At 54.6% G+C, this 13,194-nt stretch carries 15 protein-coding genes and 1 other annotated feature; of the genes, 13 read left to right on the top strand and 2 right to left on the bottom strand.

Annotated elements, in window-relative coordinates; all coding sequences use genetic code 11:
- Window positions 1-17 precede the first annotated feature (17 nt).
- The 13 genes from rpmI to HX773_RS11220 all read left to right on the top strand — a co-directional run bounded on the left by rpmI (window position 18) and on the right by HX773_RS11220 (window position 10,844).
- On the top strand, window positions 18-215 hold the full coding sequence (gene rpmI / locus HX773_RS11280) for a 50S ribosomal protein L35 (protein WP_004157374.1): 198 nt from the start codon (window positions 18-20) through the stop codon (window positions 213-215).
- Between the two features lie 171 nt (window positions 216-386).
- The gene (rplT, locus tag HX773_RS11275) at window positions 387-743 is read left to right on the top strand and encodes a 50S ribosomal protein L20 (RefSeq protein ID WP_007892678.1); all 357 of its coding nucleotides are present in this window, start codon (window positions 387-389) and stop codon (window positions 741-743) included.
- Between the two features lie 116 nt (window positions 744-859).
- Window positions 860-985, top strand: a sequence feature (Phe leader region).
- Window positions 865-909: a pheST operon leader peptide PheM gene (gene pheM, locus HX773_RS11270; RefSeq protein ID WP_106120997.1), complete on the top strand. Its 45-nt coding sequence runs from the start codon at window positions 865-867 to the stop codon at window positions 907-909. Its footprint overlaps the feature before it by 45 nt.
- Window positions 986-1,056: 71 nt before the next feature.
- On the top strand, window positions 1,057-2,040 hold the full coding sequence (gene pheS / locus HX773_RS11265; protein ID WP_176971564.1) for a phenylalanine--tRNA ligase subunit alpha: 984 nt from the start codon (window positions 1,057-1,059) through the stop codon (window positions 2,038-2,040).
- Between the two features lie 14 nt (window positions 2,041-2,054).
- Window positions 2,055-4,442 carry a phenylalanine--tRNA ligase subunit beta gene (gene pheT / locus HX773_RS11260; protein ID WP_176971563.1) on the top strand — a complete coding sequence of 796 codons (2,388 nt, stop codon included), beginning with the start codon at window positions 2,055-2,057 and terminating at the stop codon, window positions 4,440-4,442.
- A gap of 4 nt (window positions 4,443-4,446) precedes the next feature.
- Window positions 4,447-4,749, top strand: coding sequence for an integration host factor subunit alpha (gene ihfA, locus HX773_RS11255; RefSeq protein ID WP_007892687.1), 303 nt, complete (start codon window positions 4,447-4,449; stop codon window positions 4,747-4,749).
- 190 nt (window positions 4,750-4,939) lie between these two features.
- The gene (locus HX773_RS11250) at window positions 4,940-5,314 is read left to right on the top strand and encodes a DUF2502 domain-containing protein (RefSeq protein WP_176971562.1); all 375 of its coding nucleotides are present in this window, start codon (window positions 4,940-4,942) and stop codon (window positions 5,312-5,314) included.
- Between the two features lie 90 nt (window positions 5,315-5,404).
- Window positions 5,405-6,388, top strand: coding sequence for a vitamin B12 ABC transporter permease BtuC (gene btuC / locus HX773_RS11245; protein WP_176971561.1), 984 nt, complete (start codon window positions 5,405-5,407; stop codon window positions 6,386-6,388).
- A gap of 39 nt (window positions 6,389-6,427) precedes the next feature.
- Window positions 6,428-6,973: a glutathione peroxidase gene (locus HX773_RS11240; protein ID WP_176971560.1), complete on the top strand. Its 546-nt coding sequence runs from the start codon at window positions 6,428-6,430 to the stop codon at window positions 6,971-6,973.
- On the top strand, window positions 6,974-7,720 hold the full coding sequence (btuD, locus tag HX773_RS11235; protein WP_176971559.1) for a vitamin B12 ABC transporter ATP-binding protein BtuD: 747 nt from the start codon (window positions 6,974-6,976) through the stop codon (window positions 7,718-7,720).
- 69 nt (window positions 7,721-7,789) lie between these two features.
- Window positions 7,790-8,248: an NlpC/P60 family protein gene (locus tag HX773_RS11230; RefSeq protein ID WP_101764568.1), complete on the top strand. Its 459-nt coding sequence runs from the start codon at window positions 7,790-7,792 to the stop codon at window positions 8,246-8,248.
- 314 nt (window positions 8,249-8,562) lie between these two features.
- Window positions 8,563-9,306: an EAL domain-containing protein gene (locus HX773_RS11225; RefSeq protein ID WP_176971558.1), complete on the top strand. Its 744-nt coding sequence runs from the start codon at window positions 8,563-8,565 to the stop codon at window positions 9,304-9,306.
- Window positions 9,307-9,404: 98 nt separating this feature from the next.
- Window positions 9,405-10,844, top strand: a complete 1,440-nt coding sequence (locus tag HX773_RS11220) for a YdiU family protein (RefSeq protein ID WP_176971557.1) — start codon at window positions 9,405-9,407, stop codon at window positions 10,842-10,844.
- Between the two features lie 7 nt (window positions 10,845-10,851).
- Here HX773_RS11220 and HX773_RS11215 read toward each other — a convergent pair whose 3' ends face one another.
- Complete coding sequence (locus HX773_RS11215) at window positions 10,852-11,898, bottom strand: 3-deoxy-7-phosphoheptulonate synthase (RefSeq protein ID WP_176971556.1); 1,047 nt, start codon at window positions 11,896-11,898, stop codon at window positions 10,852-10,854.
- Window positions 11,899-12,281: 383 nt separating this feature from the next.
- Window positions 12,282-13,109 (bottom strand): pyruvate, water dikinase regulatory protein, encoded by an 828-nt coding sequence (locus HX773_RS11210; protein WP_176971555.1) that lies wholly within the window; start codon window positions 13,107-13,109, stop codon window positions 12,282-12,284.
- Between the last annotated feature and the right edge of the window lie 85 nt (window positions 13,110-13,194).

The following is a 13,194-nucleotide window of genomic DNA, read 5'->3' as shown; positions in this document are numbered from 1 at the left end:
AGTGGATATTTGTAAAAATGCCAAAGATTAAAACTGTACGTGGCGCCGCTAAGCGCTTCAAGAAGACCGCTTCTGGCGGCTTCAAGCGTAAGCACGCGAACCTGCGTCATATTCTGACTAAAAAGTCTACTAAGCGTAAACGTCACCTGCGTCCGAAAGGCATGGTGTCTAAAGGCGATCTGGGTCTGGTTATTGCCTGCCTGCCGTACGCATAAGTAAATTTTTTTTAGTTTAATTCCCCGAAAGATTTCGGGTTGCAGCAAGGCGGCAACTGAATGAATCCCTGAACTTACATCAGTAAGTGACTGAGATGAATGAAGACAGCCAACGCCGCTGCGGCACGAAAGATGAAGGGAAATCACAGAATATGATATAGGAGAGCTCACATGGCTCGCGTTAAACGTGGTGTAATTGCTCGCGCACGTCACAAGAAAATCTTAAAACAAGCTAAAGGCTACTATGGTGCACGTTCACGTGTATACCGCGTTGCCTTCCAGGCTGTTATCAAAGCTGGTCAGTATGCTTACCGTGACCGTCGTCAACGTAAGCGTCAGTTCCGTCAACTGTGGATCGCGCGTATCAACGCTGCGGCTCGTCAGAACGGTATCTCTTACAGCCGTTTCATCAATGGCCTGAAAAAAGCCTCTATTGAAATCGACCGTAAGATTCTGGCTGACATCGCTGTATTCGACAAAGTGACATTTACTGCACTTGTTGAAAAAGCAAAATCAGCTCTGGCGTAAGTCAGTTGAAAAAGGGAGCTTGCTCCCTTTTTTATTACCCGCAACTCACGCAAAAGATTGACATTTTGGCCGCTGCGCATTTCAATAGTGCGGTTTCTAAATATGACAAGGTAACGCAAGCATGAATGCTGCTATTTTCCGTTTCTTTTTTTACTTTAGCGCCTGAACATCAGGGGCTTTTGCGCATAAGAAAAGAAACGAAAAATCGCGCTGAAAGCCTCCCTCGTGGAGGCTTTTTTGTTTCTGGCGACACTTAATCGGATCATCTGATCCCAACGAGAACTGACCAGCCCGGCTGGAAGAAGAGGAAATCATGTCCCAACTCGCAGACCTGGTGGCTCGTGCCACGGCCGCCATCGACGAGGCGGCGGATATCGCTGCTCTGGACGCCGTGCGCGTCGAATTTCTGGGTAAGAAAGGGCATCTGACGCTGCAAATGACCACCTTGCGTGAACTGCCGGCAGAAGAGCGCCCGGCTGCGGGTGCGATTATCAACGATGCCAAACAGCAAGTGCAGGATCGCCTTACCGCGCGCAAAGAGACGCTGGAAAGTGCCGAGCTGAACGCGCGTCTGGCTGCGGAAACCATCGACGTGTCGCTGCCTGGCCGCCGCGTTGAGAATGGCGGCTTGCATCCGGTGACCCGCACTATCGACCGTATCGAAACCTTCTTCGGCGAACTGGGTTTCGCGGTGGTGACAGGTCCGGAAATCGAAGACGATTACCACAACTTTGATGCGCTGAACATTCCCGGCCATCACCCGGCGCGTGCCGATCACGATACTTTCTGGTTCGATGCCACGCGTCTGCTGCGCACCCAAACTTCAGGCGTGCAGATCCGCACCATGAAAAACCAGCAGCCGCCGATCCGCATCATCGCGCCTGGCCGCGTTTATCGTAACGATTACGATCAGACGCACACGCCGATGTTCCATCAGATGGAAGGTTTGATTGTCGATAAAGACATCAGCTTCACCAACCTGAAAGGCACGCTGCACGATTTCCTCAACAATTTCTTCGAAGAGAATCTGCAAATTCGCTTCCGTCCTTCTTACTTCCCGTTCACCGAACCGTCCGCTGAAGTGGATGTGATGGGTAAAAACGGCAAGTGGCTGGAAGTGCTGGGTTGCGGCATGGTGCACCCGAACGTATTGCGCAATGTCGGCATCGATCCGGAAATTTATTCGGGCTTTGCGTTTGGCATGGGCATGGAGCGTCTCACCATGCTGCGCTACGGTGTGACCGATCTGCGCGCCTTCTTCGAAAATGATTTACGTTTCCTCAAACAATTTAAATAAGGGCAGGTTATCCAATGAAATTCAGTGAACTCTGGTTACGCGAATGGGTAAATCCAGCCCTGGACAGCGCTGCGCTGTCTGAGCAAATCACCATGGCCGGCCTTGAAGTGGACGGCGTGGATCCGGTTGCCGGTGCGTTCCACGGTGTTGTGGTGGGTGAAGTGGTTGAGTGCGGCCAGCATCCGAACGCCGACAAACTGCGCGTCACCAAAATCAACGTCGGTGGCGATCGCCTGTTGGATATCGTCTGCGGCGCGCCAAACTGCCGTCAGGGCCTGAAAGTGGCGGTGGCGACCGTTGGCGCAGTGCTGCCGGGCGATTTCAAAATCAAAGCGGCAAAACTGCGTGGCGAACCGTCTGAAGGCATGCTGTGCTCTTTCTCTGAGCTGGGTATTTCCGACGATCACAGCGGCATCATCGAACTGCCAGCCGATGCGCCGATTGGCACCGACATCCGCAGCTATCTGCAGCTGGATGACAACACCATCGAAATCAGCGTCACGCCAAACCGCGCCGATTGCCTGGGCATCATCGGGATTGCACGTGATGTAGCGGTGTTGAACGGTTTGCCGCTGACGGCACCCGCCATTGAGCCGGTAAAAGCGACCATCACCGATACCTTCCCGATTCGCGTTGATGCCACCGCCGCGTGCCCGCGCTACCTTGGCCGCGTGGTGAAAGGTGTTAACGTCAAAGCCGCTACGCCATTGTGGATGCGTGAAAAGCTGCGTCGTTGCGGTATTCGCTCAATCGATCCGGTGGTCGATATCACCAACTTTGTGCTGCTGGAGCTTGGCCAGCCGATGCACGCCTTCGATCTCGACCGCATCGACGGCGGCATCGTGGTGCGTATGGCAGAAGAGGGCGAAGTGCTGACGCTGCTGGATGGTACCGAAGCCAAACTCAGCAGCGACACGCTGGTGATCGCCGATCATCAGAAAGCGCTGGCGATGGGCGGCATCTTTGGTGGCGAGCATTCCGGTGTCAACGAAGAGACGCAAAACGTACTGTTCGAATGCGCCTACTTTGATCCGCTGGCAATTACCGGCCGCGCTCGCCGTCAAGGCTTGCATACCGACGCGTCACATCGTTACGAGCGTGGCGTCGACCCGGCGTTGCAGCACAAAGCGATTGAACGCGCGACGCAGCTGTTGCTCGACATCTGTGGCGGCGAAGCGGGCCCGGTCATCGACCAAACTGACGCGAGCGCGCTGCCGCCACGCGCCACCATCACGCTGCGCCGTGAAAAGCTCGATCGCCTGATTGGCCATGTCATTGCTGACGAACAGGTCACTGACATCCTGACGCGTCTCGGTTGCGAAGTTAACGTTGGTGCAGATGAGTGGCAAGCCGTTGCGCCAAGCTGGCGTTTCGATATGGCCATCGAAGAAGATCTGGTCGAAGAAGTGGCGCGCGTTTACGGCTACAACAACATCCCTGATGTGCCGGTGAAAGCCAGCCTGATCATGACGCAACATCGTGAAGCCAACCTGTCGCTGAAGCGTGCGAAAAATCTGTTGGTGGATAAAGGTTATCAGGAAGCGATTACCTACAGCTTCGTCGATCCAAAACTGCAGCAGTTGCTGCATCCGGGCGAAGAGGCGCTGATCCTGCCAAGCCCAATCTCCAGCGATATGTCGGCAATGCGCCTGTCGCTGTGGACCGGTTTGCTGGGCGCAGTGGTGTACAACCAAAACCGTCAGCAGGGCCGCGTACGCCTGTTTGAGAGCGGTTTACGCTTTGTTCCTGATACACAGGCCGATCTGGGTATCCGCCAGGATCTTATGCTGGCCGGCGTTTTAAGCGGTAATCGCTATGAAGAGCATTGGGATCTGGCGCGTCAGACGGTTGACTTCTATGATTTGAAAGGCGATTTAGAATCGCTGCTGGATTTGACCGGTAAACTTGATGAGATTTCCTTCCGTACGGAAGCCAATCCGGCGCTGCATCCAGGACAAAGCGCCGCAATTTATTTACGCGACGAACGAATCGGATTTATCGGGGTGGTTCATCCAGAGCTGGAACGTAAGCTGGATCTTAATGGTCGCACCTTAGTGTTTGAACTGCTTTGGAATAAGGTCGCAGACCGCGTCCTGCCTGATGCGCGAGAGATTTCCCGCTTCCCGGCAAACCGTCGTGATATCGCCGTTGTCGTGGCTGAAAACGTGCCTGCAGCAGATATCATTGCGGAGTGTAAGAAAGTTGGCGTAAATCAGGTAGTTGGCGTAAACTTGTTTGACGTGTACCGTGGTAAGGGCGTAAACGAAGGTGAAAAGAGCCTAGCGATTAGCCTGATTTTGCAGGATACCAGCCGGACACTCGAAGAAGAGGAGATTGCCGCGACCGTTGCCAAATGCGTTGCGGCATTAAAAGAGCGATTCCAGGCAACCTTGAGGGATTGAACCTATGGCGCTTACAAAAGCTGAAATGTCAGAGTACCTGTTTGAAAAACTCGGGTTGAGCAAACGCGATGCCAAAGAGTTGGTAGAACTTTTTTTTGAAGAGGTTCGCCGCGCGTTGGAAAACGGAGAACAGGTAAAACTGTCCGGATTTGGTAATTTTGATCTGCGTGACAAAAACCAGCGTCCGGGCCGTAACCCGAAGACGGGGGAAGATATTCCTATCACCGCGCGCCGAGTGGTGACATTCCGTCCGGGACAGAAGTTGAAAAGTCGCGTCGAGAACGCGACACCCAAGGATGCTGACTAATTTCAGTACGACAAAAAGGCCGCTTAGCGGCCTTTTTTTTGCCTTAAATTTGGCCGTTCTACATTATTTATTCACGATGTAAGGATTTCGTAATTATCCGGAAAATAGGGCGAAAATCGGTCCTCACCGATAGTGACGGCGTCGACACTTTTGTTATAACAGCGCCATCACATAGCAAATGGTTTGAATAATGAAAAAGACAGCACTTTTATTAAGCATCCTGTTAGGCATGCCGCTGCTGGCTAGCGCCAATGTTTCCGTCAACATCAACACGCCGGGCGTTTCGATTCATATCGGCGATCAGGATAAACGTGGCTACTATTGGGACGGCTACGACTGGCGTGCGCCAACGTGGTGGAAACAGCACCACAACCAGCGCATTGGTACCAAAGGTCCGCACGGTTACTGGAACGGTAACGGCTGGCAGGCGCAGCATCCGGGCAATGGACCGCACCGGGACGACAAACGTCAGCCACAGCGTCAGCCGCAACCGCAGCATCACGACCAGCGTGACAATCAGCAGAAGCGTGATAATCACGGTCAGCCGCTCCCTCCGCATCAGTAATGCTTCTCCAGCGGCGCCTCCACAGCGCCGCTTTCTTTTTGCTGTAATCCCACTACAATCAAATCTCTGTTTTCTCAGCCAATCTTATCTATGACTCTGCTGGATCAGCTTGCTTCTCAGGCAAATCGCCGCAGCCAGCGCTGGCTCATCGCACTCAGTGCGCTGCTGTTGCTGCTCATCGGGCTTAGCCTGTGTGCCGGTGACAGCTGGATCTCCCCCACACAATGGTTTTCAGCTGAAGGCAATCTGTTCGTCTGGCAACTGCGCATGCCGCGTACGCTGGCGGTGCTGCTGGTGGGTGCGGCGCTGGCGGTGTGCGGCGTGGTAATGCAGGCGCTGTTCAACAATCCGCTGGCGGAACCCGGCTTGCTTGGCGTGTCTAACGGCGCGGGGATTGGTCTGGTATTAGGCGTGATGCTCGGCAACGGTTCGCTATGGAGCTTAGCGCTGGCGGCCATGGCCGGTGCGCTGCTGATCACGCTGATGCTGCTGCACTTCGCCCACAAACAACTCTCGGTGAGCCGCTTACTGTTAACCGGCGTGGCGCTCGGCATTATCTGTAGCGCCATCATGACGTGGGCAGTGTACTTTAGCACCAGCCTCGATCTGCGCCAGCTGATGTACTGGATGATGGGTGGCTTTAGCGGCATCGACTGGCGCTATGGAGGAATGATGCTGGCGCTGCTGCCGGTAACGCTGCTGCTGATCGCCACCGCCCGCACGCTGAATTTGCTGGCGCTGGGCGAAACCTCGGCGCGCCAACTTGGATTACCGCTGCTGCTGTGGCGCAATCTGCTGGTGCTGGCGATGGGCTGGCTGGTGGGCGTGAGCGTTGCGATGGCGGGTGCGATCGGTTTTGTCGGTCTGGTTATCCCGCATTTGTTGCGTCTCAGCGGTTTTAACGATCATCGTTATTTATTGCCTGCGGCGGCATTAGCCGGTGCCGCAGTGCTGCTTGGCGCGGATATTATTGCGCGGCTGGTGTTAACCTCCGCCGAACTGCCGATTGGCGTGGTAACGGCCACGCTCGGCGCGCCGCTGTTTATCGTGTTATTAGTGAAGTCTTCGCGCTAGCTTTGGCTGGCAACTTGTTATCAACAACAGGAATCGACTATGAGCATTTATCAAACAGAACTGGTTACGCTGGACGGTGAAAAAACCACGCTGGCGGCCTATGAAGGCAAGGTGCTGCTGGTAGTAAATGTGGCATCCAAATGTGGCCTGACGGCGCAGTACGAGCAGTTAGAATCGCTGCAGAAAGCCTGGCAGGATAAGAATTTCAGCGTGCTTGGCTTCCCGTGTAATCAGTTCCTTGAGCAAGAGCCGGGCAGCAACGAAGAGATCAAAACCTTCTGCAGCACCACCTACGGCGTCACTTTCCCGATGTTCGATAAAACCGACGTCAACGGCGAGCATCGTCATCCTCTCTATGCGCAGCTGACGGCGGCGCAGCCGGTGGCGCAACGCCCGGAGGGCAGCGGTTTCCTCGAGCGTATGGAGAGCAAAGGGCGTGCGCCGAAAGCGCCAGGCGATATCCTGTGGAACTTCGAGAAGTTCCTTATTAACAAGCAGGGCAAAGTGATTGCGCGCTTCTCACCGGATATGACGCCAGACGATCCCATCATCCTGAAAAGCGTTGAGCAGGCGCTGGCCGGGTAAATGCTGTTACAGTGTCAGGGAGCCAGCGTCGCAGGGCGTTTGGCTCCCGTCGAACTGAGCGTCAACGCCGGCGAGTTAGTGCATCTGGTGGGGCCGAACGGTGCCGGCAAAAGTACCTTGCTCAACGCGCTGTCCGGTTTGCTGCCAAGTCAGGGCAGTATTCAGCTGGATGGCACGCCGCTGGCTGCGTTGAGCGGAGCGGCATTAGCCCAGCTGCGCGGCTGGCTACCGCAGCAGCAGATGGCGCCGGGACAAATGCCGGTGTGGCACTACTTACGCATGCATATCAGCGCACAGACGGCGGAAACGGATCGCGTTTTACAGGACGTGCTCGCGCAGTTAGCGCTGCAGGACAAAGTAACGCGCAGCCTGACGCAGCTTTCTGGCGGCGAATGGCAACGCGTGCGGCTGGCTGCCGTGGTGCTGCAGGTTCATCCGGCGATCAATCCACGCGGCAAACTGCTGCTGCTGGATGAGCCGATGAGCGCCCTCGACGTGGCACAGCAACGCGCTGTCGATAAGCTGCTGGCCGAACTGTGTCAAAGCGGTCTGGCGATTGTTGCCAGCGGGCACGATCTCAACCACAGTCTGCGCCATGCCGATCGCGTGTGGCTAATGCATCAAGGCGAGGTTGTCCGTCAGGGCAGGGCCTGCGAGGTGTTAACCGCTGCGCATTTAGCCCCGCTTTACCAAACCCCGTTTGAACACATCGATACCGCGCAAGGGCCGCTGCTGTTTATTCCCTGACAGAGGATTGCGTGCCGTGGCGCTTTGCCGCTACAGTGTCTGCCGGACGAGGGAGAGAGGAAAAGGCTGATGCGGCTGACAATTTTGATTTTGGCACTGTTGCTGGCGGGCTGTAGCCATCATGCGCCGCCGCCGAATGGCCGTCTGTCTGACTCCATCACCGTGATTGCCCAACTCAACGATCAGCTGAGCCGCTGGCGGGGAACGCCGTATCGCTATGGCGGATTAAGCCGCGGTGGCGTGGATTGTTCCGGCTTCGTCTATCTCACCTTCCGCGATAAATTCGATATGCAGCTGCCGCGCTCGACCATTGATCAAACCGACATTGGTACGCGCATCGACAAAGGCGATCTGCTGCCTGGCGATCTGGTGTTCTTCAAAACCGGCAGCGGAGAAAACGGTTTACACGTCGGTATTTACGATACCGACAACACCTTTATTCACGCCTCGACCAGCCAGGGTGTGATCCGCTCGTCGCTGGATAACGTTTACTGGCGCAAAGTATTTTGGCAGGCGCGTCGCATCTAAATAGCGCTGTTATCGCTTAATAAAGACGCGAAAAAAGAAAGGTTATCTCACCCTGAATTAAATCCGAATCCTGCCGATATTTAACTATCATTTAAAATGGCACTTTACCCGCCATCGATTTAATACTAATAATAAAGCTAAATTTATTTAATTGGTATGGACATTAACCCCGGCTTATTTGGCTTAAGTATTATTTGCGGCTTAAATCGGCGTAATAAGACCTAAAACGGCACCTCTTCAAACGTTTGGTCCTATTGCCTGGTGGTATTCGTTGATATACGATGCGCCAATTGCCATTGCTTCTGGCTTGAAAAATGAAAGTCCATTTGTCTGCCGACTATCAGTCGGAAACCTGGTTTTATCCAGTTTACTCTCTGGCGGGCCAGCTTACTTCGGTCGAGCTGGTAACGCAATTTGTCCACGACAGCGCACCTATTACGCTGCCGCAGGATTTGCTGTTGCCACAATTGGACGATGCGCAGCAATTACGTTTGCTGCAGAGCCAGCTTTCATTGCTGGAAAAGTACCGCGACTTTTTTGAGATTAATCAAATTACCGCTTTGGTACGTATTGATGATTCTATGGCCAATACACTTTTAGCCAGCGAATTTCTGTTAAGGAAATTCCGACAAATTCCTTTTATTGTTTTGGATATCAGCGAAACGTTTCCGCAATTATCTTTGGGTAAATCCCATCCATTGCTCGCAGCATTACAAAGTGAATTTCGTTTATCGCTTTCACAATTTGGGGCAGGAAAAGCGCCGGCAACCGCGGTGTACGATAATCTGTTTAGCGTGTTAAAACTGGATAAAGCCTTTATTCAGAATCTGGCCAAGCGCGCCTCGTTTACGCCTTTTATTCAGACGGTTATCAATAATTTTTCTGATTTTGCGGACCAGATCATTATTTGTGGTATTGACGATAACCAAATGATGGAAAAGATGAGCACGTTGAGCGGTGCGCAGCTGCAGGGGAGTTTGTTCCCGGTGGTTAAAGCTGAACGCCTTAGCGATCTCATCTATTCCGATCTGAATTTACACACGCCTTCGCAGCAGTAATCCTTTCGCCTGTCTTCCGCGCCGCGTCGGCGTTACACTCTTCGTTATCTTAAAACTCAATGCTGGTGCCTTGTTTAAGCGCACCTTCAGGAGTGTCGATGCAATTTACTAATAGCTGGCAGCAAGAATTACCCGGATTCTACACCGCGCTGGACCCAACGCCATTGGCGGGTGGACGGCTGTTTTACCACAATGCGACGCTGGCTCAAGAGATGGGTTTAGACGATGCGCTGTTCGCCGGCAACGGGCATGGCGTGTGGTCAGGACGCGAACTGCTGCCCGGCATGTCGCCGCTGGCGCAGGTTTATAGCGGCCATCAGTTTGGCGTCTGGGCCGGACAGCTGGGCGATGGGCGCGGCATTCTGCTGGGTGAACAGCAGCTGGCCAACGGTCGCAAGCTCGACTGGCACTTAAAAGGGGCCGGATTAACCCCTTATTCACGTATGGGCGACGGTCGCGCGGTGATCCGCTCCAGCGTACGCGAATTCCTCGCGTCTGAAGCGCTGCACCATCTTGGCATTCCCACCACGCGCGCGCTGGCGTTAGCCATTGGCGATGAGCCGGTGCTGCGCGAAACCCAGGAACGCGGTGCGATGCTGATGCGCATTGCCGACAGCCATCTGCGTTTCGGCCATTTTGAGCATTTCTATTACGGCGGCGAACAAGACAAAGTGCGCCAGCTGGCGGATTACGCCATTCACCATCACTGGCCGCAGCTCAAGGATGAAGCGGATCGTTATCTACTGTGGTTCACCGATATCGTCAAACGCACCGCCAGTCTGATCGCCCATTGGCAGAGCGTGGGTTTTGCGCACGGCGTGATGAACACCGATAACATGTCGATTCTGGGCTTAACGCTGGACTACGGTCCGTACGGTTTCCTCGACGACTATCAGCCGGATTACATCTGCAATCACAGTGACTATCAGGGCCGCTACGCCTTCGAAAATCAGCCGATGATTGGCCTGTGGAACCTCAATCGCCTGGCGCATGCCTTGTCGGGCTTAATGACCACCGAGCAGCTTAAGCAGGCGCTGAGTCATTATGAAGGTGAGCTGATGCGCGTCTGGGGCGAGAAAATGCGTGCCAAACTCGGCTTGCTGACGGCGGATGCCAACGACAACACGCTTCTGACCGGCTTGCTGTCGATGATGACGGCGGAACACAGCGATTACACGCTGACCTTCCGCATGCTGAGTGAGACGCAGCAGGATGAAAGCCGTTCGCCGTTGCGGGATGAGTTTATCGATCGAGACGCCTTCGATCGCTGGTACAGCGACTATCGCCAGCGTTTGTTGCAAGACCACGCCAGCGATGCGCAGCGTCAGGCGGTAATGAAGGCGGCGAATCCGGCGCTGGTGTTGCGCAACTATCTGGCACAGCAGGTGATTGAAGAGGTCGAGAACGGCGAGACCGCGGCGTTAGCCAGGCTGCACAGCGCGTTACAGCAGCCGTTTAGCGATGCGGCCGTCAGCGCGGAGTTGCGCCAACGGCCACCAGAGTGGGGCAAAACGCTGGAAGTGAGCTGTTCCAGCTAGATCGGAATTAAAAACGGCTGTCGACCGCGGCAGCCAGTTTTGCCAGCACCTCAGCGCTGTCTTCCCAGCCGAGGCACGGATCGGTGATTGACTGACCATAGTTCAGCGCTGCACCGCTCACCACTTTCTGATTCCCTTCCTGCAGGAAGCTCTCGATCATCACGCCCGCGACCGCGCGCGATCCGGCACGGATTTGCGCCGCCACATCATCAGCAACATCACGCTGACGACCATGCTGCTTCAGGCAATTGCCGTGGCTGAAGTCGATCACCAATTGCTCCGGCAAATTGAAGTCGCGCAGATTGGCCGCCGCTGCCGCCACATCTTCGGCGTGATAGTTCGGCTGACGACCGCCGCGCAGGATCACGTGACCATGCGGATTGCCGCTGGTTTGATAGATGGTCATCTGACCGTTTTTATCCGGTGACAGGAACATGTGGCTGGCGCGCGCGGCGCGAATCGCATCGACGGCGATCTGCACGTTGCCATCGGTGCCATTTTTGAAACCGACCGGGCAGGAGAGCGCCGACGCCATTTCACGGTGAATCTGGCTTTCGGTGGTACGCGCGCCAATCGCGCCCCAGCTGATCAGGTCGGCAATAAACTGGCCGATCACCATATCAAGGAATTCAGTGGCGGTTGGCATGCCCAGCGCGTTGATATCCAGCAGCAGTTTGCGCGCGATGGCGATACCGCGGTTTACATCGTAGCTGCCATCCAGATCCGGATCGGAGATCAGGCCTTTCCAGCCAATCACGGTGCGCGGTTTTTCAAAATAGGCGCGCATCACGATTTCCAGACGATCTTTATGGCGCTCTCGCAGCACGTTCAGACGTTCAGCATACTCAATCGCTGCTTTAGGATCGTGCAGCGAGCAAGGGCCAATAATCACCAGCAGACGCGGATCCTCACCGGTCAGGATGCGCGCGATACGTTGACGGGAAGCGGTGACGTTGGCGGCAATTTCTGCCGAAATAGGGTGTTCATGCGCGAGCGCAGCCGGAGTCAGCAGGCTACCGATGCGCGCGGTACGCAGTTCATCAGTCTTGTTCATTGAGATTCTCAAAAATGTGTTCTTCGCAGCGGTGAAATACCGGGAAGTGATGGTGGTCACAATAAACTAATAGCCTGCGAATTCAACCAGCAAAAAACAAAGGTCTTAAAACCAGACGGAAGCCAGACGTTACATTGGAATTACAGTGAGGTGAGGTCGCCATTGAATAGCTACCCAACGAATGTGCGATGGGATTTTGTAGGGGCGCCATTTAGGGCGTAATGCCGATCAGTTAAGCACCTTATCAAATCACCGCACCTTCCGTAGCGGCGCGATTTATCGCGCAATGAATTGCGCCGCTACAATGTGTGCTCTTGGTAATTAGGGGTTTTCATGTATTAACTGACGAGCATTACGCCATTTATGGCGACCAGCAGAGAAACCTAATACATGCTGCGGCTCAGCCCCATGATATCGAGGATTTTGGTGGCGATCTCTTCCACCGAATAATTGGTGCTGTTGAGATAACGAATCTGGTTGGTGCGGAACAGCGCTTCCACTTCGCCCACTTCGAGACGGCACTGGCGCAACGAGGCATAACGGGTATTTTCCGCGCGCTCCTGGCGAATCGCCGCCAGGCGTTCCGGGTCGATGGTCAAACCAAACAGCTTGTGCTGATGGGCACGCAGCGCCGGCGGCAGCTTCAGGTTATCCATATCATCGGCGATAAATGGATAGTTAGCGGCACGCACGCCAAACTGCATCGCCAGATACAAGCTGGTGGGCGTTTTCCCGCAGCGAGATACGCCGAGCAGAATCACCTGCGCAACTTCGAGACCGCGCAGGGAAATACCGTCATCATGCGCAAGGGTGTAATCGATGGCCGCGATGCGCGCGTCATATTTGCCGAGGTTGCTGGCGGTCAAACCGTGCGTACGGTGCGCTACCGGCATTGACGCCACGCCGAGCTCGCTTTGCAGCGGCGCCACCAGCGCCTGCACGATGTCCTGACAAAAGCCTTCGCTCTCCAGAATAATTTCGCGGACATCGGGCGTGACGATGGAGAAGAACACCAGCGGGCGCACGCCGCTCTGCTGGTAGAGCGCGTTGATCTGCGCTTTAACCGCCTGAGCGCGCTGTACATTCTCGACAAACGGCAGCGTCACGCTGTGGGTCATCACCGGGAACTGGGATAACACCGCATGGCCCAGCACTTCGGCGGTAATGGCGGTGCCATCAGAAATGTAGAATACGCTGCGTTCAGTGTTCATAGTGCAAATATCCTCTTGCGTAGCAATGACCAAATTATCGATGACAATATTTCATTTTAATTAATAGTAAAATGAAATATCCATA

This window comes from Pantoea sp. B9002 (assembly GCF_013385945.1).
Classification (GTDB): Bacteria; Pseudomonadota; Gammaproteobacteria; order Enterobacterales; family Enterobacteriaceae; genus Pantoea.
This window is presented reverse-complemented; position numbering and strand designations above follow the sequence as displayed.